The organism is Streptomyces sp. CNH189 (genome assembly GCF_000527195.1).
Map to the genome: position 1 here is coordinate 102,396 of NZ_AZUS01000007.1, position 24,361 is coordinate 126,756.

Sequence of the window (24,361 nt, forward strand, 5' to 3'; positions counted from 1 at the left end):
GGCGGCCCACGGGTCTTACGGACCCGTGACGTGCCCGGCGGGGAGCCGGTGCGGGGGCGGGGGCGGGCATAGCGTGTGGGCATGCGCGTACTGGTCACCGGCGGTGCCGGGTTCATCGGGTCCCCCATCGTGACGGCGCTGCGGGAGCGCGGGCACGAACCGGTGGTGTTCGACGTCCGTACCGATCCGGCGGCGGACGTCCGCTCACCGGGCGCGGTGCGCGCGGCGCTCGACGGGGTGGACGCCGTCTGCCACCAGGCGGCGATGGTCGGCCTCGGCACGGGCTTCTCCGACGCGCCGGAGTACGTCTCACGCAACGACCTGGGGACGGCCGTCCTGCTGGCCGCGATGGCCGACGCGGGCGTACCGCGACTGGTGCTGGCCGGCTCGATGGTGGTGTACGGCGAGGGCCGTTACGTCTGTGCCGGGCACGGCGTGGTGCGGCCGGGGCCGCGCGCCGAGGAGGACCTGGCGGCCGGGCGGTTCGAGCCCCGGTGCCCGGTGTGCGGTGCCGTCCTGGAGCCGGGCCTGGTCGGCGAGGACGCCCCGGCCGACCCGCGCAACGTGTACGCCACCACCAAGCTGGCGCAGGAGCACCTGGCCGCCGCGTGGGCCCGCGCGACGGGCGGCTCGGCGGTGTCGCTGCGCTACCACAACGTGTACGGACCGGGGATGCCCCGGGACACCCCGTACGCCGGGGTGGCGTCCTTCTTCCGCTCGGCCCTGGCCCGTGGCGAGGCCCCGCGGGTCTTCGAGGACGGCGGCCAGCGCCGGGACTTCGTGCACGTCCGCGACGTGGCGTCGGCCAACGTGGCGGCGCTGGAGGCGGGTCCGCCCGCCGGCGCCCTCACCGCCTACAACACGGGCAGCGGCACACCGCACACGGTCGGCGAGATGGCCCACGCCCTCGCCGAGGCCCACGGCGGCCCGCCCCCCGTCGTGACCGGCGAGTACCGCCTGGGCGACGTACGCCACATCACCGCGGACTCGACCCGCCTACGAGCGGACCTGGGCTGGAAGCCGGAGATCACCTTCGAGGAAGGAATGAGAGAGTTCGCAAGCGCCCTGTAGGGGCACGGTGAACAGCGCGCCCAGGCACCAACCCCAACCACCGCTCCTCAGGGGCGCGGGGAGCTGCGCGACAAACCCCCACCCCACCCGCACCCACCAACGAACCCCACGGGCACACGTCCTCCCAGGGGCGCGGGGAACTGCGCACCCAGCCACGACGCCGCCGCGCCCGAACGACAACACCGACCCCCACCCCCTCAGGGGCGCGGGGAACTGCGCGACAAACCCCCACCCACCCGCACCCACCAACGAACCCCACGGGCACAAGCCCTCCCAGGGGCGCGGGGAACTGCGCACCCCCCTTCAAGCCTCCGCAGGCAACCTCACCTCGAACCGGCACCCTCCCCTGACGTTACGGACGGACGCCGTCCCCCGGTGCGCCTCGACAATCCCCCGCACGATCGCAAGCCCGAGCCCCGCCCCCGCCGGAGGCGTCCGCGCATGCGTCCCCCGCCACCCCGTGTCGAAGACCCGCGGCAGATCCTCCTCCGGAATGCCCCCGCACCCGTCCGTCACGGACACCACCACCGCCCCCTCGGACGACCGCCGCGCGGCCACCGCCACCGTGCCGTCCGCCGGAGTCCGGCGAATCGCGTTCACCAGGAGATTCCCCAGCACCCGGCTCATCTCCCGCCCGTCCACCTCCACCGGCAACGGCTCCACCCCGTCACCCACCAGCCGTACGCCGTGCTCGCGGGCGAGCGGGTCCGCGCCGGCGAGGGCGTCGCCGACCAGGTCGTAGAGGCTGATCCGGACGGGGGACAGCTTCAGCGTGCCCGCGTGGATGCGGGACAGCTCGAACAGGTCGCCGACCATGTCGTTGAGGCGTTCCACCTCGGTGCGGATCTGCCGCAGGTAGCGGTCGGGGTCCGCGGCGACGCCGTCCTCCAGCGCCTCCGCCATGGCGCGCAGTCCGGCGAGCGGTGTGCGCAGGTCGTGGGAGATCCAGGCGACGAGTTCACGCCGGGAGGACTCGAGGGCCCGCTCCCGGTCCCGTGACTGGGCGAGCCGCACACTGGTGGCCTCCAGTTCCCGGCTCAGCGCGGCGAGTTCGGCGGTGGCCGGCCCGTCGGGCGCGGCGAACTCACCGCCGTCCCCGAAGGAGCGCGCGGCGAGCGCGAGTTCCCGGCTGCGGGCGACGACCCAGCGCCCCAGCAGCAGCGCGGTGACCAGGGAGACCACGGCGGCCATGGCGACGACCGTGGTCACCACGCTCAGATCGTGCGGCGAGAGGAACATCGCCCGCGCGACGGCCAGCGTGCCGGCGAACATGGCGGTGACCGCGACGGCGGCGACGACCGCGAGGTGCGCGGTCAGCGACCGGCGCCGGATCAGCAGCAGCACGCCCGCGCCGAGCACGCCGGCCGTGGCGGCGCCGAGGAACGCGAACAGGGCGATGAGCAGGGTGTCCCGCATCGTCACGCCTCCCCGGTCGCGGGGTCGAAGCGGTAGCCGACGCCCCACACGGTCTGGATCAGCCGGGGCCGCGCCGGGTCGTCCTCGACCTTGCCGCGCAGCCGCCGTACATGGACGGTCACGGTGGACAGGTCGCCGAAGTCCCAGCCCCACACCTCCCGCATCAGCTCCTCCCGCGCGAACGCCCGCCCCGGATGGGCCAGGAGGAACGCGAGGAGGTCGAACTCACGGATCGTGAGGGCGAGCTCGGCGCCGTTCTTGGTGGCCCGGCGGGCGGCGGGGTCGACGGTGAGGCCGGCGGCGCGCAGCAGCCCGGACGCGGCCGGCCCGGGACGGGTGCGGCGCAGCACGGACTCGACGCGCAGGACCAGCTCGCGCGGGCTGAACGGCTTGGTGACGTAGTCGTCGGCGCCGACCTCCAGGCCGAGGATGCGGTCGTCCTCGTCGCCGCGCGCGGTGAGCATGATGACCGGCACGGGCCCCTGTCCGCGCATCCTGCGGCATACCTCGAGGCCGTCCATGCCGGGCAGCATGAGGTCGAGGACGACCAGGTCGGGCCAGTGGGCGGCGGCGCGGGCGAGCGCGTCGGGGCCGTCGCCGGCCCGGTCGACGACGTAGCCGGCGCGGTCCAGGTAGCCCGTGACGATCTCGGCGACGGTGGGGTCGTCGTCGACGACGAGGACCCGGGCTCCGGCCTCGCCGGTCGGTGGTGGCTGATCCATGCCGTCCAGCGTCGCACCCGGCGCGCGCGAACCGGCCGGGCGGGCGCCGACGTCCGTGTTTCGTAAGGAGGCGTTGCCCGGAATGTCCGTTTGGCGTTCGTAAGGTGAGAGCCGTGACCTCCTCCCCCTCCTCCCCGGAACCACCGGGCCCGGCGTCCGTGGACGTCGTCCTGCCCTGTCTCGACGAGGCCGCGGCGCTGCCGTGGGTGCTGCGGCGGATCCCGCCCGGCTGGCGCGCGCTCGTCGTCGACAACGGCTCCACGGACGGCTCCGACCGCGTCGCCCGTGAGTTCGGCGCCACCGTCGTGCACGAGGCGCGGCGCGGTTTCGGCGCCGCGTGCCACGCCGGGCTGAGCGCCGCCACGGCCGACGTCGTCTGCTTCTGCGACTGCGACGCCTCGCTGGACCCGGCGGACCTGGTGCCGTTCGTCCACGAGGTCCGCACCGGCGCGGCCGACCTGGTCCTGGGCCGGCGCCGGCCGCGGGGGCGGGGCGCCTGGCCGTTGCACGCCCGGGCCGGCAACGTCGCCCTGGCCCGGCTGCTGCGCCGGCGCACCGGACTGCGGCTGCGCGACCTCGGCCCGCTGCGGGCGGCCCGGCGCGAGGAGCTGCTCGCCCTGGAGCTGACCGACCGGCGCAGCGGCTACCCGCTGCAGATGGTGGTGCGCGCCGCCGACGCGGGGTGGCGGATCACCGAGCACGACGTGCCGTACACGCCGCGCACCGGTGCCTCCAAGGTGACCGGCACCTGGCGCGGCACCTTCCAGGCGGTACGGGACATGAGCCGGGTGCTCCAGGAGCCCGCCGCGCGCGAGGGGGTGGCCTCGTGACGTCGTCCCCGCTCACGCTGCTCGTCATCGCCAAGGAGCCCCGGCCGGGCCGGGTGAAGACCCGGCTGACGCCGCCGTTCACGCCCGAGGAGGCGGCGGCGCTCGCCGAGGCCGCGCTCGCGGACACCCTCGACGTGGTCGCCCGCACGCCCGCGGGACGCCGGGTGCTGGTGCTGGACGGGGCGCCGGGACCGTGGCTGCCGGCCGGCGTGGAGGTCGTACCGCAGGGCGCGGGCGGTCTCGACGAGCGGCTGGCCGCCGCGTTCGCCGGGTGCGACGGGCCCGCGCTGCTCATCGGGATGGACACCCCGCAGGTGACGCCGGAGCTGCTCACCGTGGACTTCGCGGACTGCGACGCCTGGTTCGGCCCGGCCGCGGACGGCGGCTTCTGGGCGCTGGGCCTGGCCGCACCCGACCCTGGGCTGCTGCGCGGGGTGCCCATGTCACGGCCGGACACGGGGGCCGCGCAGCGGCGGCGGCTGGACGGCCTGCGGGTACGGGACCTGCCGTTGCTGCGGGACGTCGACACGGCCCGGGACGCGGCGGCCGTCGCCGGTGCGGCGCCGGGCGGCCGGTTCGCCGCGGTGCTGGCCGAGCTGACGGCGGCCCGCCGGTGAGCGGGGCACGGGTGGCGACGACGCCCCGCCTCGGACCGCAGCGCACGACCGGCCGTCCGGCTCCGGCCGCGGACCGCGCCTGGTCGGCCGACCCCTACGCCGACGCCCTGCGCGCAGGGCGGGGCCCGCTGTTCCTGCGCCGGTCCGACGGCCGGCTGCTGCCGCTGGACGTGGAGCGCTGGTGCGCGGAGCCGGACGCGGCCGACCTGGAGGTGCTGGGGCGCTGCGAGGGCGCGGTGCTGGACGTGGGCTGCGGCCCCGGACGGCTGGTGGCCGCGCTCGGCGCGCAGGGGCGCCGAGCCCTCGGCATCGACGTCAGCGAGGCCGCGGTCGCGCACACCGTCCGGCGCGGCGGGCAGGCGGTGCCGGCCTCGGTCTTCGGCCCGCTGCCGGGCGCCGGGCGCTGGGACACGGCCCTGCTGATGGACGGCAACATCGGCATCGGCGGCGACCCGGCCGCGCTGCTGGACCGGCTGGCCCGGGTCCTCACGGCGGGAGGTCTGCTGATCGTCGAGACGGTGCCGGACCCGGAGGTGGACGAACGGATCCTGGTCCAGGTCACCGACGCCCACGGCAGCCCCGGCGAACTCTTCCCCTGGGCCCGCCTCGGCACTCCGGCACTGCTGCGCCACGCCCGGGCGGGCGGCTGGCACCCGGAGGACCGGTGGTCCACCCCCACCCGCACCTTCGCAACCCTCCGCGCCCCGGCCCCGGGGCCCACCGACACGGCGAGGACCGGCGCCCGCTAGCCAGACCGGACGCCCGGCCTCCGGGGTCCCGGCCTTCCAGCTCCGGGAGCCGGGAGCCCGGGGCCCGGGCACCGGGCTACCGGGCCGGGTCCAGGCCCAGGCCCAGGCCCGTGGCGAGGGTGGGCCAGGAGGTCTCGAACTCCGTGCGCCATGCGGACCACGCGTGTGTGCCGCCCCGGTACAGGTGCGACCGCACCGGGACGCCGAGGTCGTCGAGCCGGTCGACGAACTTCCGCGCCTGCGACCACAACGTGCCCTCCAGCACGGCGCCTTCGAGGTTGCCGAAGTCGTCGCTGGGCAGGCCGCTGCCCTGCGAGACGAACAGGTGGGTGCCGTGCAGCCGGTCCGCGAGCCGGTAGGGGTTGTGGGCCGACCAGTTGGCCCACTGCAGGACGGCGCTGCCCCACAGGGCGCCCGGCAGTTGTCCCTCCCGGGCGACGATCGCGCCGACGACGGTGCGCATGCCGGTGGCGGTCGTGTCCAGGATGCCGCTGTAGGAGGCGGCAGCCGTGCACGTACCGGGTCTGCGGGCCGCGAACGCCAGGGCGCCGTAGCCCCCGGTCGACGCCCCGGCGACGGCCCTGGCCGGCCCCGCGTGGAACTCCTCACGCAGCAGTCCCATCACCTCGTCGATCTGGAAGGTCTCGTAGTCGGCCCCGCGGCGGCCGAAGTTCCACCAGTCGGTGGGGATGCCGGTGGGCCCCGCCGACGGCATGACGGTGATGACCTCCTTGTCGGCCAGGAACTCCTCGACGTCCGTCTCCCGCGTCCACGAGGTGTGGTCGTCGTGCGCGCCGTGCAGCAGGTAGAGCACCGGCCGCTCACGGTCGGGCGCTTCGGCGTACGAGTCCGGGAGCAGCACCCGTACGGGGACGTCCGCGCCCACGGCCGGGGAACGGACCGTCAGGTCGACGGTCCGCTCGTCGAGCCAGCGGCGTTCGACGACCTCGGCGGCCGCGGCCGTGCGCTCCCCGGCGGGAGTCGTCGTGCCCTGTGCGGTGGACGCCGCGAGCGCGCCGCCCGTCGCGAGCAGCGCGGCGGTGGCGGTGAGTGCGGCGAGGCGGGTGCGGAGGGATCTGCGGTGCCGGCGGGTTGGTCGCATCAGGGCTCCATCGGGGCGGGGTCCGGCGGGAGGCCGGAGGGGTCGAGGGCGCGGGTCAGGTCCGCGGCGAGGGTGTCCACGGCCGGCGGGTCGAGCAGCGCCAGGTGGTGGGCGGGCAGGTCGGTCACGGTCAGGTCGGGGCAGTGGGCGTCCCAGCCGAGGGTGGCGTCGGTGCGTTCGTAGCGGGCGTCGCGGACGGTGTGCGGCGCGGGCCGCGTCGCCCGGTAGAGGAGGGTGCGGCCCGGGTACGGGCCGGGGCTGTGCCGTTCCGCGCTGCGCAGGTCCAGGTAGGAGGAACGCTGGTGCGCCAGGACGGCGGCCGGCAGGTCGACGGCCTTCTCCAGCAGCGCGAGCACGAGATCGACCTGCGCGGTGTCGTCCATCGTCCCCAACTCTGCGTACGGCAAGGCGAGTTCAGCCCCGTACACGGTGTGCACGTACGCGGTGAAGCCGGCGAAGCGACGCCGTGCCTCCTCCGCCGGAGTGGCCACGGGCGGGGCCGGCAGGGGAAGGATCGAGTCGACGAGGACCAGTGCCGTGACCTCGCCCTCCCGGCTCAGCAGCCTGGCCGTCTCCTGGGCGACGACTCCCCCGTACGACCAGCCGCCGAGGGTCCAGGGGCCCTCGGGCCGGATCTGCCGGATCCGGCGGGCGAACTCGGCGGCCCGGGCGGGCACGTCGTCCGGGTGTTCCAGCCGGTCGAATCCGTACACCGGCCGGTATCCGTCCAGGCGGGCGGCCAGGTGGCCGTACACGTCGGAGGAGCCGCCGGCGGCGTGCGCCAGGAACAGGGGCGGATGCGGCCCGGTTCCGGGGAACGAGCGCAGGACACCGGGCGTGCCGTGCGTCGGTTCCCCGGGGTGCGCGAGGGGCGGCAGGGGGGACGGGGCGGGCGCGTCGTCGAGCAGGGCGGCCACGCCGCGCAGGGTGCCCTGGCGCAGCAGCACACCGAGCTCCGGCGCCGAGCCGAACTCTCCCAGCAGGGCGGTCCTGATGCGGACCGCGGTGAGCGAGTCGAGACCGAGGTCGGTGAGCGGGACGTCCGGGTCGAGCCGGTCCGGGGCGAAGCCCATGACGCGGGCGACGAGGCCGCGCAGCCGGTCCAGCCGGGTGGCCGCGGCGGGCCGGGACTCCGGTTCGGGCAGCGGCCGTACGTCCTCACCCGCCCAGTACCGGCGGTGCTGCCAGCGGGGCGAGGGCACGTCCGTGATCCGGCCGCCCGGGTGCAGCGTCTCCCGCGCCGAGGGGACGCGGGCGCCGTGCACCAGGAGCGTGGCGAGAGCGGTACGGAACGACGTCGCGTCGTCGGTGCCGCGCCGCAGCGTCGGCACGACCAGCGCCTCGTCCGCCCCGGCGGCCTCGAGGGTGCGGGCCAGCGGGTGGGCCTGGGTGGGGTGCGGGGCGACTTCCACGAACACGCGGTGTCCGTCCCGCGCGGCCGCGCGCACCGCCTGCTCGAAGCGGACCGGGCGGCGCAAATTGGCCAGCCAGTAGGCGGTGTCGTAGGGGTCGTCGTCAAGGGGGTCGTCCAGCACCGTGGAGTAGCGCCGGCATGCGGGGTCGCCGTACGGGACGGCGCCGAGCTCCCAGGCGAAGGCGTCCAGCAGCGGGTCGACGTCCGGTGAGTGTCCCGCCACCGGCACCGGCATGGTCCTGGCGAAGCCGCCCTCGGCGGTGACCCGGGCGACCAGGGCGCCGACGTCCGCCGCCGAGCCGGTGACGACGCACTGCTCCGGCGACGCGTACACCGCCACGTGCAGGGTCGGCAGGTCTTCCGTCATCCGGCCGAGGGCCCGCGGGGGCAGGTCGACGACGGCCATGGTGCCGCCGCGCACGGTGGTCAGGAGCCGGGAGCGGGAGGCCACGATCCGTGCCCCGGTGGGCGCTTCCAGGGCGCCGGCCGTGACAGCCGCCGCGATCTCGCCCAGCGAGTGGCCGATCACCGCCGAGGGTTCGACGCCGTAGGAGCGCCAGAGTTCGGCGAGGGCGACCTGGAGGCCGAAGAGGGCCGGCATGACGGTGGTGAGGGAGGTGAGGTCGGCGTCGGGTTCCGTCGCGCCGAGCAGCGAGACGCCCGCGTGCTCGCGCAGCACCGGCTCGAGCCGTTCGACGGCGGCGGCGAACGCCGGTTCCGCGGCGAGCAGTTCGCGCCCCATGCCGGGCCACTGGGAGCCGTATCCGGAGAAGACCCACACCGGGCCCGGGTCGTCGGGGGCGATGGGGGCACGGTCGGTGGTGACGAGGTGCGTGTCCGGGTCGCCCACGGCGAGACGGTGCAGGGCGGTGGTGAGGGTGTCCCGGTCGCGGGCGACGACGGCGGCGCCCCGCCGGCCGCGACCGGTGCGGCCGGCCAGGGTCCGCGCAACGTCGGCCGGCCGTACGCCGCGGCCCGCCGGCGAGTCGAGCCACACCGCCAGCTCACCGGCGTGGGACCGCAGGCGACCGTCGGTGGGCGCGTCGAACAGCACCACGGCGGGCCGGCGGGACCCGGGCGGCAGGTGGTCGGCCAGCGGTGGGCGAGCACCCGGCCGGTGTACGGGGCCGCCGGTCCCGGGGCCGGGACGCTCGTCTCCGGGGGCGGGGCGGCGGCCTTCACGTGTGCCGCCGCCGGGCTCACGTGTGCCGTCGGCGGATCCATGGGCCGGACGGTCGCCCGGACGCGCGAGGTCGGCCTCCTCGGCCGGGCGGTGTTCCCGGAGTACCACGTGTGCGTTCGTCCCGCTGAAGCCGAAGGACGACACCCCCGCGGTCGCCGTGCCGGAGTAGCGGGGCCACGCTTCGGGGGCGGTGAGGACGCGCAGGCGCAGGGCGTCCAGGTCGATGTGCGGGTTGGGGTCGGCGAAGTGCAGTTGGCCGGGGAGTTCGTCGTGGTGGAGGGCGAGGACGGTCTTGATGAGTCCGGCGATGCCCGCCGCCGCCTCCAGGTGGCCGATGTTCGACTTCACCGAGCCGAGCAGCAGGGGCTGTTCGGCGGGGCGGCCCTGGCCGAGCACCGCGCCCAGCGCCCCGGCCTCGACGGGGTCGCCGAGCGGGGTGCCGGTGCCGTGGGCCTCGACGTAGTCCAGCTGCCGGCCGTCGGGGCCGTGGGCGTGGGCCAGCAGGGCGCGCTGCGCGGCGGCGTTGGGGGCGGTCAGGCCGTTCGAGCGGCCGTCGGAGTTCACCTCGGTGGCGGTGATCACGGCGAGGACGCGGTCGCCGGCCCGTTCGGCGTCGGTGAGGCGCTTGAGGACGACGACACCGCATCCCTCACCGCGCACCATCCCGTCGGCCGCCGCGTCGAACGCCTTGCACCGCCCGTCGGCGGACAGCGCGCCTGCCCGCTGGAGTCCGAGCGTCACGGTCGGCGAGAGCAGGACGTTGACGCCGGCGGCGAGCGCCACCTCACAGGTGCCGTCGGCCAGGGCGCGCACCGCGTGGTCCACGGCCACCAGGGACGACGAGCAGGCCGTGTCGACGGCCAGGCTCGGGCCCCGCAGGTCCAGCGCGTAGGAGACACGGCCCGCGGCCACGCTGAGGGAGGCGCCGGCCGCCGTCCACGGGGTCACCGACTCCGGCCGCCCGGCGGTGAGATGGGCGTACTCGGTGCCGCTGATCCCGACGAACACCCCGGTGCGGGTCCCGGCGAGCGAGGGCGCCGGGATCGCCGCGTGGTCGAGGGCCTCACGGGTCACTTCGAGCAGCATCCGCTGCTGCGGGTCGAGGGCCACGGCCTCGTCGGCGGCGATGCCGAAGAACTCGGCGTCGAACTCCTCGACGCCGTCCAGGAATCCACCGTGCCGGCCGAGGTCGCCGGGCAGGACGGAACCGGCCGGCACGAACCGCTCCCAGCGTCCCTCGGGCACCGTGCCGACGGCGTCCCGGCCGTCGGTGAGCAACCGCCAGTACGCGGCCGGGGAGTCGGCTCCGCCCGGGAAGCGGCAGCCGACCCCGACCACGGCGACCGGTGCCCCGGCGGCGGGGGAAGCGGTCGTCGCCGCTCCGGCGGACGGTACGTCGGCCGGGGACCGGTCCTCGCCCGCGGTGAGCGCCGCGACCAGCGCCGCCGGGGTCGGTGTCTCCCACAGCAGGGTCGCGGGCAGTTGGCGCCCCACGGCCCGGCCGAGGAGCGCGGTGAGGGCGACCGCGTCCCGTGAGGTGAGTCCGTGCTCGGCGAACGGCCGGTCGTCGGTCACGTCCTCGGGGCGCACGCCGTACCACTCGCCGAGCCGGTCGGCCAGCACCTCCCGTACGAGCCGCGCCGTGGCGCTCACAGCGCCTCCGCCCGCAGCGCGCCGGAGCGCAGGCGTTCCCGGCAGGCGGCCCTGGCCACCTTGCCGCTGGAGGTGCGCGGCACCGTGCCCGCCTCGACGAGCACCAGCTCCGCCAGCCGCAGTCCGTGCCGCGCCGCGACCGCGGCCCGCGCCCGGGCCAGCCGCTCGCGGGCCTGCGCCCCGTCGGCCGTGGTGCCCCGCCGTACCTCGGCCACCACCACGAGGTCCTCCGGGCCGTCGTCGTCGTCGCGCGGGACGGTGAAGGCGGCCAGCCGGTCCCGGCGTACCACGTCCAACGCCGCCTGCACGGTCTCCTCGAGGTCCTGGGGGTAGTGGTTGCGGCCGTCGACGACGATCAAATCCTTCAGCCGCCCGGTCACCAGCAGCCTCCCGTCGTGCAGTGCGCCCAGGTCACCCGTGTGCAGCCAGCCGTCGCGGAAGGTCTCGGCGCTGCGTTCGGACTGCTTCCAGTAGCCGGTGCCCACGTTCGGGCCGCGCACCTGGATCTCGCCGACCCGCCCCTCGTCCAGCACGGTGCCCGACTCCGGGTCGGCGACGCGCACCTCCTGGCCGACCGGCCGGCCGCACGTGGTGAGCCGTGCCGTGCCGCCGGGCCGTACCTCCACCCGGCCCTCAGCCAGGGCCCCGGCGTCGCACTCCACGGTCAGCGGCGGCTCGTCGCGGCGGTCGGCGGTGACGAACACGGTGGCCTCGGCGAGTCCGTAGGCGGGGCACAGGGCCTCGGCGGCGAGACCGGCCGGGCCGAAGGCGTCGAGGAACCGCTCCAGGGTGGCGGGCCGCACCGGCTCACTGCCGTTGAGCAGCGCCGCCACCCGGTCGAGCCGCAGCCCGGCCACCTCGTCGGCGCCGACACGGGTGACGCAGTAGTCGTACGCGAAGTTGGGCGCGGCGCTGACCGCGCCCGGGTACCTGCCGAGCAGGCGCAGCCAGCGCACCGGGCGTTCCAGGAACGCCACGGGGTCGAGCAGGACGGAGGCGAACCCGGCGTGGACGGGGGCGGCGACGCTCAGCACCAGGCCCATGTCGTGGAAGAGCGGCAGCCAGCCGACGGTGGTGTTGCGTCCGGGGGCGGCGTCGAAGGCGGTGACGGCCTGCCGGGCGTTGGCGACGACGTTGGCGTGGGTCACCATCACCCCGGCCGGGGTGCGGGTGGAGCCCGAGGTGTACTGAAGGTAGGCGACGTCGTCGGGGGCGGGGCGGGGCAGCTCTGTGGCGGGCGGGCCCTGCGGCAGCGCGTCCACGGTCGTCACGGGCAGGCGCCCGCCGGTCACCCGTTCCACCTGCTCCCGCGACGGCCCGTCGGTGAGCACATGGGCCGGTTCGCAGTCGTCGAGCACGGCGGCCAGCCGGCCCCCGTGGCCCGCGAGGTCGGGCGTGAACAGGGGGACCGCGATGACTCCCGCGTACAGGCAGCCGAGGAAGGCCGCCGTGTAGTCGAGGCCCTGCGGCAGCAGCAGCGCCACCCGGTCACCCGGCCGCACCGTGCCGTGCAGCCGCCCGGCGACCGCGCGGGCCCGCGCGTCGAGGCCCTGCCAGCTCAGCGTGCGGTGCACACCGGCCGAGTCCGGTGCGGGAAAGGCGACGTACGTGACGGCGGGCCGATGGGCGCTGTGCGCCGCCCAGTACCGCAGCCGGTCGGTCAGCAGCGGGGCGGGCTCGAAGGTGTCGGTCATCTCGACTCCACTGTGTTGACGGGCGGTTCGGCTGAGGCCCTAGGTTCCGCTTTCGTGCGGCGGTGGCAGAAGACGGGCCGTTGACAGACCGTCCAACAGCGACTGTCAGCGCGGTGACAACACCCGCCCCGGCAATCAACGGCTCGCACAGCAGTGCCGGGAGCACCGGCCCCCGCACAATCCGTGGGACGCATCCGGCGGGAAGGGCGAGGTCATGCATCGTGGAAGGCTGTCGGCGTTACTGGTCCTGATGGCCCTGACCGGCTTTCTGACCACGCTGGACAACACGGTCATCAACGTGGCGCTGCCCACCGTCCAGGAGGATCTGGGGCTGGACGTCGCGGACCTGGAGTGGGTCGCGGCGAGCTACGTCCTGTCGTTCGGGACGCTGCTCCTCGCCGGCGGGCGGGTCGCCGACCTCGCCGGGCGGCGCGCCGTCATGGCCGTCGGCGTCGTGGTGTTCACCGTGTCCTCGTGCGCCGCCGCCCTCGCGGACAGCGGTACGGCGCTGATGGCGGCACGGGCCGTGCAGGGCGCCGGTGCCGCGCTGATCGTGCCCGCGTCCCTGGCGATCGTCGCCATGGACCTGCCGGCCCGGCGCCGCGCCACCGCCATCGGGCTGTGGACGGCGTCCCTGGCCCTGGCCCTGGCGCTCGGACCGGTCATCGGCGGGTTCGTCACCGAACACTGGGGCTGGACCTGGATCTTCCTGCTCAACGTGCCCTTCGGGGTGCTGGCCCTGCTGCTGGTGCCGGCGGTCCCGGCGGCCGGCCGGCGCGGCACGGTCCGGTGGTCCGCCTCGCTGCTGGACGTGCCGGGCGTCGTCCTGTCCGCCGTGGCGCTGTTCCTGCTCACCTACGCGCTCGTGAAGGGCGGCGAGCACACCTTCTCCACGCCCCCCGTCCCGCTGTTCCTGTGGCTGTCGGCCCTGACCGGCGCCGCTTTCCTGTTGGTGGAGGCGCGCGCCTTCCTGCCTCTGGTGGACCTGCGGATGCTCCGCGACCGGATCCTCGTCGGCGGTGTCGCGGCGCAGGTGCTGTGGGGCGTCGGCGTCAACGGCGTGTTCTTCTTCACCGCCCTCTACCTGCAACAGGTCCTCGGCTTCTCCCCCGTGGAGGCGGGCGCGGTGTTCCTGCCGCTGGCCGGTGCCCTGCTGGTGTGCACACCGTTCGCCGAACGCGCCGCCCGGATCCTGGGCGCCCACCGTTCCATCGCTGCGGGGCTGGCGCTGGTCGCGGCGGGACTGCTGCTGGTCTCCGGAACCGGCGCGGACGCCTCCTACGTGGATCTGCAGCCGGGACTGCTGCTCATCGGCGTCGGTTCGGCCCTGACCACGCCCCTCACCGTGCGGTCGATCGCCGACGTCCCCGCCACCCGGACCGGCATGGCGTCGGGTCTGGTGAGCGCGGCACGGGAGATCAGCGGGGTGTTCGGCGTGGTCCTGGTCGGCATCGTGCTCACCCGCACCGAACGGGACGCGCTGGCGGACGGGGTGGCCCCGCACACCGCGTTCCTCGACGGCTACGACACGGGACTGCGGCTGGCCGCCGGCTGCGTCCTGCTCGGCGCGGTGGTCAGTGTGGTGGCGCTGCGGCGTCCCGGCCGCCACCGTCGCGGAGCAGCGTGACGAAGCCGTCGGGGCCGCGTACGGCGAGGAGGCCGGTGCGCAGCCAGCCGCCCGCCGGGCGCCCGGGGTGGTCGCCGATCTGGGGTCCGCGCAGCAGGAGTTCGCCCGCGTGACCGGGCAGCACGTCCACGTCGGGGAAGCCTTCGACGGCGATCCTCGCCCGGGTGCGCGGCACCGTCAGTCCGGCGGTGCCCGGACGGGCGTCGGCGGTCGGCGGGTTGGCCAGGGCGACTCCGGCGGCGGCAGCGGGACCGTACGCCTCGATGACGCGGGCGTCCAGTGCCGCCCGTAACCGCTCGCCGGTGACGACGTCCAGCGGGGCCGTGACGACGGTGCGCACGGTGGCCAGGGCTTCGCGTTCGTGGGCGGGACGTTCCAGGAGGCGGCGCAGGTCCGCGGGGGGCGCCACCAGGACGGTGGGCGCGTGCCGGCGGGCCGCCCGCAGCGCGGCGAACGGGTCCCCGTCGGGCACCAGCACGGTCCGTGCCCCGGCCAGGAGCGCCGCCGTGACCAGGACGATCCCCCGGGTGTCCGACAGCGGGACCAGCGACAGCAGCCGTGGCTTGCGTGGTGCCGGGGCGGCCTGCCAGGCGACGACCTGGTGCGCCGCCGCCACGATGTTGCGGTGGCGCAGGGACACCCGCGTGCCGTCGCGGCGATGCACGAGGACGGCGACGTCGTCGGGTTCCGGTCCGCCGGACCAGTCCCAGTCCCGGTCCCCGGACGGGTCCGGCCGATCGGGCGGCCGCCGTTCCAGGTCCCGGTAGGCCACGATGTCCACGGGTCCGCGCCGCGGCCGAGGGTCCCGGGCGGCGGTGGCGCCGTACGACCCGCCGGAACCGGCCCGTTGGGCGGGGATGTGTCGCGCGTTCGGGGCCGGCCGGAGCGCCGCGACGGCCCGGGCCGGCCCGACGGGCGGCTGCTCGCCGGGCACGTCGGCGGCCCGCGGTTCCGCGGCCCGCCGACGGGAGGCGCCGGCCCTGCGGGCCGGCTCGGTCTCCACGGTCACGACGGCCCGCAGGAACCCCCGGTCCCCGCTCGCGGCGATCTCCCCGAGCCGCTCCTGCGGTACGACGGCCACCACGGCGTGGGCCAGTGCCCGCCGGGAACCGGAGGGGCGGACCGGTACGACGACCGCGCCGAGCCGCCACGCGGCGTGGCAGAGCACCACCGCCTCCGGGCAGTCGGGCAGCAGCATGGCCAGGTGGTCGCCGCGCCGCAGACCGAGCCGGGAGAGCGCCGGGGCGATCCGCGCGACCGCCCGGCGCAGGGCGCGGAAGCCGGTCCGGTTCCCCCGCGTGGCCAGGGCCGTACGGACGCCGTACCGGTGGGCGGCGGCGTCGAGCAGGTCGGGCAGCGTGTCCCGGGGCACGGGCAGGTGCCAGGGCACGCCGGAGGCGTAGAAGCGCAGTCCGGGTTCCTCGGGAGGCCGTCGCTCGAACAGATCCGTCATGTGCGGGATGGTGACCCATCACACCCTGTGGCCACTTGTGTCCGTACGCACAGGACAATCGGCCTCGTTGTCACTTGAATGACATACCCCGCGCCGGGATCCCGCCCGCCGCCGACAAGTCCGCTCACCGACCGGGCGGTACGGTGCGCGGGCCCCTGATGTCCCCCACACCGAGGGAGCGCCATGGCCGACGGAGCCCGCACCAGGACCGGACCTTCCCGCGGTGACGCGCCGCTCACCGCCCTGCCGGTTGAACTTCTGGACCACTTTCGCCCGTTCCTCGACGAGATCACCGAGGAGGTCGTCCGGACCATCGGCGTCGAGGTCGCCGAGTACGCCCGCCCCGCGGACGAGACGTACACGCACGTCATGAACCGGGGTGTGGCGCAGGCCCTGGAGGGCTTCCTCGCCCGTCTGTCGGGAACCGGGACCGACTGGGAGGACGTCAGGGCCACGTACCGGCGGATCGGGAAGGGCGAGGCCGACGAGGGGCGCAGTCTCGACTCGTTCCAGGCGGCGCTGCGGATCGGCGCCCGGGTGACCTGGCGCCGGGTGTGCGAACTCTTCGAGGTCCACCGGCTGCCGCCGGACGTGCTCATCTCGCTGGGCGAGACGATATTCCTGCACCTCGACGAGATGGCCGCCGCGACCGCCTCCGGGTACACCGAGGCCCGGCTGCACGCCGCCGGTGAACTGCAGCAGCGGCGGGGGCGGTTGATCGACCTGCTGACGGCCGACCCGGCGGTCTCGCCGGAGGCGGTCGCCGACCTCGCCCGGACCGCGCAGTGGCCGCTGCCCCGGGAGATCGCCGTCGTCGTCGCCGACCTGCCCGAGGAGTCGGGGTCCGTGCGCCCCATCGTGCCGACGGAGTTCCTCGCCCGGTTCGACGGACAGCCGGGCATCATCGTCGTGCCCGATCCGCAGGGCCCGGGCCGGGAGCGGGCCATCGCGGGGGCGTTACGCGGCCTGAACGCGGCGCTCGGACCCACCGTCGCCCTCGACTCCGGCGCCCGCTCGCTGCGCTGGGCCCTCGACGCGCTCGACCTCGCACGGCGCGGCGTCCTGCCCGGCACCGGGCTGGTCCGCTGCACCGACCATCTGGCGACCCTGCTGCTGTTCCGCGACGAGGACCTCGTCGACGCGCTCGCCCAGCAGTACCTCGGGCCGCTGGACGCCGTGCGCCCTCCCCAGCGTGAGCGGCTCGCCGAGACCCTGCTGTGCTGGCTGAGCTGCGCCCGCAACGCCAGCGAGGTCGCCCAGCGGCTCGCCGTGCATCCGCAGACCGTCCGGTACCGGCTGCGCCAGTTGGAAGAGGTCTTCGGCGACCAGATACGTGATCCGACGGCGCAGTTCGAGATGCAGCTCGCGTTGCGCTCACTGCGGCTGCGCCGCCCGCCGGAGTGAGCCGGGCGGCACCGGGGCGCGGGACGGTCAGCCGGCCGGTTCCCCCGCCGGCTGCCTGTCGAGCTGCACGCCGACCGTGTTCAGGGTGAGGGCGATCATGACGTAGTGGCCGATGAGCATGCACAGTTCGAGGGCCTCGTCGGGCGTGCAGTGGTCGCACAGGGCGGACCAGGAGGCGTCCGACAGGGTGCCGGAGGCGAGGATCTCGTCGGTGGCCCCGACCATGGCCCCCAGACGGGGGTCGTCGAACCGCGGTGACTCGGTCGCCGCGGCGCGCTTGTGGTGCTCCGGCACTCCGGCGGCCGCGGCCATGGGGCTGTGCAGGGACCATTCGTAGACGCACCCCTGCCGCCAGGCCACCCTCAGGATGACGAGTTCCTTCTCCGCCGCCGGGAGGCGGCCCTTGAGGAGGATCTGGGAGAGGAAGACCGCGTGTGCGGGGAAGATGCCGCGCAGCCGGGCCAGGGTGCGGAAGACGTTGTAGTCGTGCGGGACCCGGGCGCGCCGGCGGATCAGACGCAGCACCAGGCGGGCCGTCGGGCCCAGCGACCGGGGCGCCGCCGGTTCGATCCGGGCCCGGGACGCGAGGTGCCAGTTCCCGGCCGGAAGGTCGTCGAGCACGGGATGTTCGGTCACAGCCATCGTCCTTTCGCCAGGACGGAGATCGCGGCCGGACCGGCGGACGTGCGGTGCTTCCCTGTGCCGACCCGCTGACGTGTGCCGTGCGCTGCCCCGGAATGTAGGGCACACGTACGCGCCGGTCAATGAGGACGGCAGCCCGCCGATCGGCCCGCGTCCGTCACGGACACGGGCCGTTCACGGTCGGGTCGTCACCGGCCTAGGAGCGGGTCGCGGTCACGCAGCCGTCGGCCCCGGTCGCCGTGCCGACGGGCTCGCTGCGGTCGTACGGGTCGAGCCGGGACTCGTCGGCGGGCTGCTCGTCGGCCCTGCCGAAGGGGGGTACGAAGTAGCCGGTCGGGCCGGAGCACCCGCCGTTGGTCATGTCCACCGAGTACGACACGAGCGACATCGTGTCCGGTTCGGTGATGACCTTGGACGGGTCGTCCCAGCTCATCACCACCTCGCGCCGGACGATCGTACGGATCACTTCCGCGTCCGCCCCGCCGTCCCCCGCCGCCGGGGTGACCGGGTAGACGAAGGTGACGTCCGCCGTGACCTCGACGGCGCCCCGCTCGCCCTCGCGGTAGGTGAGCCGGCCGCGCGTCTTGACGACGTCGCCGACCAGTTCGGCCTGGTCCGGGCGGAAGCGGCTGAACAGCAGCAGCGGGTCCGTCTCCTCGGTGGGCGTCGCCGACGACAGCGCCGCGCGCAGATACTCCCGCACGTCCCGCTGATGCGGACTCAGCAGCGCGATCGCCCGCTCGGGACGCTTCCCGCGCAGCACACCGGAGTCGAGGCCGGCGGCCACCATGAACTCCTTGCTCCGCCGCAGCGCCCGCTCGACCTGGGCCGCGTCCATCCAGCCGGTGGCCCTGGCCGGGGGCACCGTGATCCCGTCGGGTCCGTCGGCCCAGCGGGCGGCGGGCGAGCCGCGGAACGGCTCGTCGAGCGTCGGGCGCAGGGCCCGCTCGGCGCCGGGGGCCGCGGTGGGCCGCTGCGACTCGGCGGCCATGGGCGTCCCGGCCGGCTCGCCGCCGTCGCCGCCGAACCATCCGACGACCTGCTGCGGGAACAGCGCCACGAGGACCAGCGCGACGGCCGTGACCAGCCCGGTCACGTACCAGCCGGTGCGGCGCCCGCGCGTGGCCGGCGTGTAGGTACGCCACCCCTCCGGCTGCCCTCCGCCCTTGCGCAGCCGTGCCTGCACCTCGCGGGCGCGCGCGGACGGCTCCACGGGCGCGTCGGCCGCGCCGTCCACCGACTCGCGCAGGAACCGCTCCCATTCCTCGTCCGGCATGGACGACCCGCCCTGCCCCCCGGCCCCGCTCACTCGGTGGTCCCCTTCCCCCTCGGGCCGGCCCCCGGCCGACCGTGACGATCACCGCTCATCCTAGGCCGCCCGTGCGGACCACGCCTCGGCCGGTCCGGGGCCGATCCGGCGGGTCAAGTCGGAGGTGAGCGACGGCCCTTCGCAGCCCGGTCGATCCGGGTCCGGGACGTCCGCCGCGAGGCGGACGCGGGAGTCGACGCGGTGGGGGTCCCCCGGTTCGAGCGAAGCCGAAGGGGGCGTAAGGGACCGACGACAACACCGCCGGGGCCGTTCAGGGCAGTGGGGTGAGGCGTGACAGGCCCCGCGTCTTCGGCATGCTCCGCCGGACAGGCCCTAGTCCTCCGGTACGGGGCTGCGGCGGCCCGTGCGGATCGCGAACAGGACCGCCGAGCCGGCGAACAGCGCCGCCGTCACCAGCAGCCAGCGGGCCGCGAAGCCGTCGGCGGACAGGGCGGTGACGGCCGCGTAGCGTTCCGACACCCGTCCGGTGATCAGCGGGAACCACACGAGGAGCAGCAGCCCGGACAGCACGGCCGGCACCCGTACGTGGTTCACCCAGGCCGCGCGCCGGCCGGTGGTGGTGATCAGCGCCCGGTCGGCCGCCGCGTACAGCGGCAGCAGCACCAGGTCGTGGATCAGGGCGGCACCCACGAACCACACGGTGATCATCAGCCAGTCACCGTCGAGCAGCCGTACGCCCGCGTACGCGCAGAGGGCGAACGAGCACAGCAGCACCAGCAGGTGGAACGGGCTGCCCAGCACCGGCCGGGGCACCCGGTTCAGCGGGGAACGTCGCATGACAGGCAACTCCTCACAACTCACCGAAGGTCAGCCGGGCGACCCACTTGGTGTTGAGCACGCCGGGGGCGGCGGGGACGATGACGCGGGCCGGGTGGCCGTGGTCGGGGGTGAGCTCCGCACCGTTGACGGACAGGGCCAGCAGCGAGCGCCCGTCGGCGACCTGTCGGGCGCTCAGCGCGGCGTGCCGCCAGGTGCCGCGCGGTTGCAGGGACTCCACGAACACGTCGACCGGGTCGTCGTGGCCGGCCAGCGCCGCGAGGTCCCGCAGCCGCACCCCGCGCCATTGCTGGTCGGACGTCGACCAACCCTCGACGCAGGCGATGGGCAGCGCGGCCTCGTGCTGCGGCAGGGTGAGCAGTTCGGCCTTGCTGAGCCGTACCGTGCCGCCGCGCCCGGTGACGGTGAGCCGCCAGGCCTCCTCGGTCGTGTCGTCGGGGCGGATGCCCGCGTACTCGGCCGTCTTGTTGACCTGGAAGGCGCCCGGTCCGCTGCCCGGTTCGGACCCGCCGTGCGGGGCGAGGACGGCCGTCTCACGCAGCGGCCCGTCGAAGTTGCGCCCGGCCGAGGTGGCGACGAGCAGCAGCGAGCCGCCGCCGACCAGGCCGAGCGCCCCGCGCCGGGACACGGTGGGCGGGTCGGGCCGGGGGGCGGCGAGATCCCCGACGGGCGCCTCGACCGGGTCCTCGTCCCCTCCCTCGCCGGCGCCCCGCCGCATCCGGCGCAGATTGCGGAAGGCCGCCGGCGCCTTCAGCACGGTGTGGGCGAGGAACGCCCCGAAGAACACCCAGGCGCCGTAGAAGTGCAGCGGGTAGAACGAGCCCGGGAAGATGTAGTCGAGCTGCACGTTGAGGATGCCGGTGGTGAACTCGAACAGCGCCCCGCCGACCAGGAGGAGCAGCGAGATCCGCTCCAGGGCGTGGGTGACCGAGCGGGCCGGCGGCAGGGTGAACAGCCTGGGCACGACCGACCACAGCTTGGCCAGCAGGACCGGCACCAGCGCGAGCCCGAGCGTGACGTGGACGCCCTGGGTCAGCCGGTACAGCCAGGGCGGATCGGTGGGCCAGGAGAAGAGGTAGAAGCCGAGGATCCCCTTGCCGGGGGTCCGGTCGTTCACCGGTGACAGATCCGGGTTGTACGCGGCGTACGACACCAGGCCCGTGACGAACATGACGGTGATGCCGGCGAGCAGGACCACGCCGAGCACCGACGTGAACCGGGGACCGCGCAGGGGGCTGCGCCAGAAGTCCGGTGCGAAGGGGCCGCGCGGGAGGCGGCCGGGGAGGGAAGACCGTGCCATGTGCCGACCGTAGGTCGGCTCCACCCCGGAAGAGGGTCCGCAACCGGTGACGAAACGCTGACGTCCCCGCTCGTCAGCCGCTTGCCGCAGGCTCGGCGGCCTAGCGTGTGACGACGTGAAGCGCACATCTCCCCGCACCGACCCCCGCGACCCGGTCCGCGGCTCCCGCGGCCCGCTGCTCGACGGGTACGCCGTCGTCGCCGCCGCGGCGCTGGTCCTGGTCGCCGCCCTGGTCGGCACCCGCATCCAGAATCGCTACGGCACCCTCCGTGTGGGCTGGCCGCCCCTGGTGGGGAACTGGATGCCGCACGTCGGCCCGGGCACCCCGGCGGCGATCGCGGTCGCCGTCGCCGTCGTGGCGTACGGCCCGGCGCTGGCCGCCCGGCTGCCGTGGCGGCGGCTGCTGCTCACCGTGTGGGGCGGCGCGCTGGCCTGGACGTGGTCGCTGGCGCTGGTCGACGGCTGGTCCCGGGGCGTGGCCGGCCGGCTGACCACCCGGCACGAGTACCTCCAGGTCGTCGGCCGGTGGCAGGACATCCCGGCGACACTGCGGGACTTCCACGCGCACATCCTCATCGGCACCCCCGACAACTGGCCGGCGCATGTCGCGGGGCACCCGCCGGGCGCCACCCTCACCTTCGTGCTGCTGGACCGGATCGGCCTGGGCGGCGGCGGCTGGGCCGGGGCGTTCGTCATCACGGCCGGCACCACGGCGGCGGTGGCCGTGCTCGTCACCGTGCGGCGGCTCGCCGACGAGGGATTCGCCCGCCGGGCCGCGCCCTTCCTGGTCCTGGCCCCGGCGGCGGTGTGGACGGGCACCTCCGCCGACGGCTGGTTCGCGGCGGTCGCCGCGTGGGCGCTCGCCCTGCTGGCCCTCGCCGTCACGGGCTGCCGGCCGGCGTGGACGGGGTTCGGCTCCGGACTGCTGTTCGGGCTGACGCTGTACCTGTCGTACGGGCTGACACTGGTCGCGGTGATCGCCGCGGCGGTGCTGCTGCTCGGCACCCGCCGGCTGCGGCCGCTGCCGTACGTGGCCGCCGGGTTCCTGGTCGTGCCGGCCGTGTTCACGGCGCTGGGCTTCGACTGGTGGGAGGCGTACCGGCTGCTGGTCACCCGCTACTACCAGGGCGCGGGCGGGGTGCGCCCGTACGGCTACTGGATCTGGGCGAACCTGGCGTGCGCGGTGCTGGTCGTCGGCCCGGCCACGGTGGCGGGGCTGCGCAGGGGCGGCGGCGTGCTGCTGGGCACCGCCCGGGCGGCGCTCCTGCGGGGTCCCGCGTCCCGGCTGGCGCTGCTGGTGGGCTCCGCGCTCCTGGCCCTGCTGATCGCGGACCTGTCCGGGATGAGCAAGGCGGAGACGGAACGGATCTGGCTGCCGTTCGCCCTGTGGCTGCTGCCGGCGGGCTCCTTCCCGCCCGGTCCGCGTGGCTGGCTCGCCGGACAGGCGGCAGTGGCCCTGCTCCTCAACCACCTGGTGCTGACCGGGTGGTGAGGAGCGGGCGTCGGATCAGGAATCGGCGGGCCGCAGGTTCAGCGAGATGCTGTTGATGCAGTACCGCTGATCGGTGGGCGTCGGATAGCCCTCACCCTCGAACACGTGCCCGAGGTGTGAGCCGCAGCGGGCACAGCGCACCTCGGTGCGCACCATGCCGTGCGAGCGGTCCTGCACCAGTTCCACGGCGTCGGTGTCCTTCGGGTCGAAGAACGACGGCCAGCCGCAGTGCGACTCGAACTTGGTGTCCGAGGTGAACAGCTCGGCGCCACAGGCGCGACAGGAGTACACGCCCTCGGTCTTGGTGTCGGTGTACTCACCGGTGAAGGCGGGTTCCGTCGCCGCCTGGCGCAGAACGGCGTACTCGGACGGCGACAGCTCCGCGCGCCACTGCTCGTCCGGCTTCTCCACGTCGTACGGCATGAGGTTCCAGCCCCTTAGTTCGACAGACGGTCCAGGATGCGCGGGCCGAGGTCGGTGACGTCGCCCGCTCCCATGGTGAGAACCAGATCGCCGGGCTTCGCCATTCCCGCCACCGCCCCGGGGATCTCCGCCGCGTCGCGGACAGCCGTCACGTCCGCGCCGGCCGCCCGGGCCGCCTCGATGATCAGCTCACTGGTGACCCCGGGGATCGGGTCCTCACGGGCCGGATAGATGTCCAGCACCAGCGAGGCATCGGCCAGGGCGAGGGCGACGCCCATCTCCTTGCCCAGCTCGCGGGTGCGGGAGAACAGGTGGGGCTGGAAGACGACGAGGATGCGGGCGTCCCCGGCGGCGGCGCGCATCGCCTCCAGGTCCGCGGTCATCTCGGTCGGGTGGTGCGCGTAGGAGTCGATCACCTGGACGCCGGCCGCCTCGCCCTTGAGCTGCAGGCGGCGCTTGACGCCGGTGTACGCGGCCAGCGCCGGGGCCAGCTCGGCGGCCGGGATGCCGAGCGCCACGCCCGCGGCGAGCGCGGCCACCGCGTTGTGGGCGTAGTGCCTGCCGGGCACCGACACGGTGAAGGTGAGCGGGGCGCCGCCCAGCTCGACGGTCACCTCGCTCTTCAGCCCCTGCGGGACGACCGAGAGCACCTTCACGTCGGCGTCCGCGGACTCGCCGTACGTGACCGTCTTCACCGAGCCGTCCAGCCGCCGGGTCAGCTCGCGGGCGCCCTCGTGGTCCGCGGAGATCACCAGGGTGCCGCCGGGCACGATCCGGCCGACGAACGTCTCGAAGGACTCGTGGATCTCCTCCATCGACGCGTAGTTGGCGTGGTGGTCCAGCTCCACGTTGAGGATGATCGCGACCTCGGGCGCGTACGTGTGGAAACTCCGGTCGGACTCGTCGGCCTCGGCGACGAAGATGTCGCCCGCGCCGTGCAGCGCGTTGGAGCCGGGGGCGTCGAGGTCGCCGCCGATGGCGTACGACGGCTCACGGCCCAGCGCGGTGAGGGAGACCGCCAGCATGGAGGTGGTGGTGGTCTTGCCGTGGGTGCCTGCCACCGCGATCGGGCGCAGGCCGTCCATCAGGGCGGCGAGGGCGTCCGAGCGGTGCACCACGGGGATGCCCAGCTCGGCGGCGCGCAGCAGCTCGGGGTTGTCCTCGCGGATCGCGGAGGAGACCACCACGCAGCTGGCGTCGTCGGCGAGGTGCCCGGCGGCGTGGCCGATGTGCACCGTGGCGCCCAGGCCGCGCAGCGCCTCGGCGGTGGCCGAGTCCTTGGCGTCGCTCCCGGCCACCGCGGCGCCCCGCTGGGCGAGGATCTTGGCGATGCCCGACATCCCGGCGCCGCCGATGCCGATGAAGTGCGGTCGGTCCATGGCGGTAGGAAGGCCGGGTGCCATGCGTGTTCTCCCAGTGGTGCGACGAGCGGGACGACGGTCTTCGCGCCCTCGCGGGAGAG

Annotated in this window: 19 protein-coding genes; 7 read left to right on the plus strand and 12 right to left on the minus strand. The window is 75.2% G+C overall.

Features of this window, described 5'->3' with window-relative positions; genetic code table 11:
- Window positions 1-81 precede the first annotated feature (81 nt).
- The gene (locus B100_RS0111985) at window positions 82-1,071 is read left to right on the plus strand and encodes an NAD-dependent epimerase/dehydratase family protein (protein WP_024884677.1); all 990 of its coding nucleotides are present in this window, start codon (window positions 82-84) and stop codon (window positions 1,069-1,071) included.
- Between the two features lie 303 nt (window positions 1,072-1,374).
- Here B100_RS0111985 and B100_RS0111990 read toward each other — a convergent pair whose 3' ends face one another.
- Together B100_RS0111990 and B100_RS0111995 are read right to left on the minus strand one after the other, a co-directional pair.
- Entirely contained in the window at window positions 1,375-2,487 is a 1,113-nt protein-coding gene (locus tag B100_RS0111990; RefSeq protein WP_024884678.1) for a sensor histidine kinase, read from the minus strand.
- A 2-nt stretch (window positions 2,488-2,489) separates the two neighbouring features.
- On the minus strand, window positions 2,490-3,209 hold the full coding sequence (locus B100_RS0111995) for a response regulator transcription factor (RefSeq protein ID WP_024884679.1): 720 nt from the start codon (window positions 3,207-3,209) through the stop codon (window positions 2,490-2,492).
- A gap of 104 nt (window positions 3,210-3,313) precedes the next feature.
- Between B100_RS0111995 and B100_RS0112000 the strand changes: the two genes are divergently transcribed.
- The 3 genes from B100_RS0112000 to B100_RS0112010 are packed head-to-tail and all read left to right on the plus strand — an operon-like array spanning window position 3,314 to window position 5,405.
- Window positions 3,314-4,039 (plus strand): glycosyltransferase family 2 protein, encoded by a 726-nt coding sequence (locus B100_RS0112000; RefSeq protein ID WP_024884680.1) that lies wholly within the window; start codon window positions 3,314-3,316, stop codon window positions 4,037-4,039.
- Window positions 4,036-4,656 (plus strand): DUF2064 domain-containing protein, encoded by a 621-nt coding sequence (locus B100_RS0112005; protein ID WP_024884681.1) that lies wholly within the window; start codon window positions 4,036-4,038, stop codon window positions 4,654-4,656. The genes B100_RS0112000 and B100_RS0112005 overlap by 4 nt, the downstream gene beginning before the upstream one ends.
- Entirely contained in the window at window positions 4,653-5,405 is a 753-nt protein-coding gene (locus tag B100_RS0112010; RefSeq protein WP_024884682.1) for a methyltransferase domain-containing protein, read from the plus strand. The genes B100_RS0112005 and B100_RS0112010 overlap by 4 nt, the downstream gene beginning before the upstream one ends.
- A gap of 76 nt (window positions 5,406-5,481) precedes the next feature.
- Here the strand turns inward: B100_RS0112010 and B100_RS0112015 are convergent, their stop codons facing one another.
- From B100_RS0112015 to B100_RS0112025, 3 genes are read right to left on the minus strand one after another with little or no spacing between them, the layout of a single operon-like run.
- The gene (locus tag B100_RS0112015) at window positions 5,482-6,507 is read right to left on the minus strand and encodes an alpha/beta hydrolase (RefSeq protein ID WP_024884683.1); all 1,026 of its coding nucleotides are present in this window, start codon (window positions 6,505-6,507) and stop codon (window positions 5,482-5,484) included.
- Entirely contained in the window at window positions 6,507-10,757 is a 4,251-nt protein-coding gene (locus B100_RS0112020) for a type I polyketide synthase (protein WP_024884684.1), read from the minus strand. The genes B100_RS0112015 and B100_RS0112020 overlap by 1 nt, the downstream gene beginning before the upstream one ends.
- Window positions 10,754-12,451, minus strand: coding sequence for a fatty acyl-AMP ligase (locus B100_RS0112025; protein WP_024884685.1), 1,698 nt, complete (start codon window positions 12,449-12,451; stop codon window positions 10,754-10,756). The genes B100_RS0112020 and B100_RS0112025 overlap by 4 nt, the downstream gene beginning before the upstream one ends.
- Before the next feature lie 214 nt (window positions 12,452-12,665).
- On the opposite strand from B100_RS0112025, the gene B100_RS0112030 reads away from it, so the two are divergent.
- Window positions 12,666-14,078, plus strand: coding sequence for an MFS transporter (locus B100_RS0112030; protein WP_024884686.1), 1,413 nt, complete (start codon window positions 12,666-12,668; stop codon window positions 14,076-14,078).
- Here the strand turns inward: B100_RS0112030 and B100_RS0112035 are convergent.
- Window positions 14,026-15,531, minus strand: a complete 1,506-nt coding sequence (locus B100_RS0112035; RefSeq protein ID WP_024884687.1) for an AMP-binding protein — start codon at window positions 15,529-15,531, stop codon at window positions 14,026-14,028. The genes B100_RS0112030 and B100_RS0112035 overlap by 53 nt on opposite strands.
- Window positions 15,532-15,714: 183 nt before the next feature.
- On the opposite strand from B100_RS0112035, the gene B100_RS0112040 reads away from it, so the two are divergent.
- On the plus strand, window positions 15,715-16,935 hold the full coding sequence (locus B100_RS0112040) for a helix-turn-helix domain-containing protein (protein WP_024884688.1): 1,221 nt from the start codon (window positions 15,715-15,717) through the stop codon (window positions 16,933-16,935).
- A gap of 27 nt (window positions 16,936-16,962) precedes the next feature.
- Here B100_RS0112040 and B100_RS33890 read toward each other — a convergent pair whose 3' ends face one another.
- The 4 genes from B100_RS33890 to B100_RS0112060 form a co-directional block, all read right to left on the minus strand.
- Entirely contained in the window at window positions 16,963-17,571 is a 609-nt protein-coding gene (locus tag B100_RS33890) for a carboxymuconolactone decarboxylase family protein (RefSeq protein WP_024884689.1), read from the minus strand.
- Window positions 17,572-17,773: 202 nt separating this feature from the next.
- The gene (locus tag B100_RS0112050) at window positions 17,774-18,853 is read right to left on the minus strand and encodes a hypothetical protein (RefSeq protein ID WP_037722614.1); all 1,080 of its coding nucleotides are present in this window, start codon (window positions 18,851-18,853) and stop codon (window positions 17,774-17,776) included.
- A 366-nt stretch (window positions 18,854-19,219) separates the two neighbouring features.
- Window positions 19,220-19,684, minus strand: coding sequence for a hypothetical protein (locus B100_RS0112055; protein WP_051489976.1), 465 nt, complete (start codon window positions 19,682-19,684; stop codon window positions 19,220-19,222).
- Between the two features lie 13 nt (window positions 19,685-19,697).
- On the minus strand, window positions 19,698-20,984 hold the full coding sequence (locus tag B100_RS0112060; protein ID WP_024884692.1) for a molybdopterin-dependent oxidoreductase: 1,287 nt from the start codon (window positions 20,982-20,984) through the stop codon (window positions 19,698-19,700).
- A gap of 115 nt (window positions 20,985-21,099) precedes the next feature.
- Here B100_RS0112060 and B100_RS0112065 point away from each other — a divergent pair, with 115 nt between their 5' ends.
- Window positions 21,100-22,476: a hypothetical protein gene (locus B100_RS0112065; protein ID WP_024884693.1), complete on the plus strand. Its 1,377-nt coding sequence runs from the start codon at window positions 21,100-21,102 to the stop codon at window positions 22,474-22,476.
- Between the two features lie 15 nt (window positions 22,477-22,491).
- Here the strand turns inward: B100_RS0112065 and msrB are convergent, their stop codons facing one another.
- Together msrB and murC are read right to left on the minus strand one after the other, a co-directional pair.
- The gene (gene msrB, locus B100_RS0112070; RefSeq protein ID WP_024884694.1) at window positions 22,492-22,899 is read right to left on the minus strand and encodes a peptide-methionine (R)-S-oxide reductase MsrB; all 408 of its coding nucleotides are present in this window, start codon (window positions 22,897-22,899) and stop codon (window positions 22,492-22,494) included.
- Between the two features lie 14 nt (window positions 22,900-22,913).
- Window positions 22,914-24,302 carry a UDP-N-acetylmuramate--L-alanine ligase gene (gene murC, locus B100_RS0112075; RefSeq protein WP_024884695.1) on the minus strand — a complete coding sequence of 463 codons (1,389 nt, stop codon included), beginning with the start codon at window positions 24,300-24,302 and terminating at the stop codon, window positions 22,914-22,916.
- Between the last annotated feature and the right edge of the window lie 59 nt (window positions 24,303-24,361).

Excerpts from the sequence above, each read along its gene's own strand:
- B100_RS0111985 (WP_024884677.1), top strand. The coding sequence starts at position 82 with ATGCGCGTACTGGTCACCGGCGGTGCCGGGTTCATCGGGTCCCCCATC.
- B100_RS0111990 (WP_024884678.1), bottom strand. The coding sequence starts at position 2,487 with ATGCGGGACACCCTGCTCATCGCCCTGTTCGCGTTCCTCGGCGCCGCC.
- B100_RS0111995 (WP_024884679.1), bottom strand. The coding sequence starts at position 3,209 with ATGGATCAGCCACCACCGACCGGCGAGGCCGGAGCCCGGGTCCTCGTC.
- B100_RS0112015 (WP_024884683.1), bottom strand. The coding sequence starts at position 6,507 with ATGCGACCAACCCGCCGGCACCGCAGATCCCTCCGCACCCGCCTCGCC.
- B100_RS0112025 (WP_024884685.1), bottom strand. The coding sequence starts at position 12,451 with ATGACCGACACCTTCGAGCCCGCCCCGCTGCTGACCGACCGGCTGCGG.
- B100_RS0112030 (WP_024884686.1), top strand. The coding sequence starts at position 12,666 with ATGCATCGTGGAAGGCTGTCGGCGTTACTGGTCCTGATGGCCCTGACC.
- B100_RS0112035 (WP_024884687.1), bottom strand. The coding sequence starts at position 15,531 with ATGACGGATCTGTTCGAGCGACGGCCTCCCGAGGAACCCGGACTGCGC.
- B100_RS0112040 (WP_024884688.1), top strand. The coding sequence starts at position 15,715 with ATGGCCGACGGAGCCCGCACCAGGACCGGACCTTCCCGCGGTGACGCG.
- B100_RS0112050 (WP_037722614.1), bottom strand. The coding sequence starts at position 18,853 with ATGCCGGACGAGGAATGGGAGCGGTTCCTGCGCGAGTCGGTGGACGGC.
- B100_RS0112055 (WP_051489976.1), bottom strand. The coding sequence starts at position 19,684 with ATGCGACGTTCCCCGCTGAACCGGGTGCCCCGGCCGGTGCTGGGCAGC.
- B100_RS0112060 (WP_024884692.1), bottom strand. The coding sequence starts at position 20,984 with ATGGCACGGTCTTCCCTCCCCGGCCGCCTCCCGCGCGGCCCCTTCGCA.
- msrB (WP_024884694.1), bottom strand. The coding sequence starts at position 22,899 with ATGCCGTACGACGTGGAGAAGCCGGACGAGCAGTGGCGCGCGGAGCTG.
- murC (WP_024884695.1), bottom strand. The coding sequence starts at position 24,302 with ATGGCACCCGGCCTTCCTACCGCCATGGACCGACCGCACTTCATCGGC.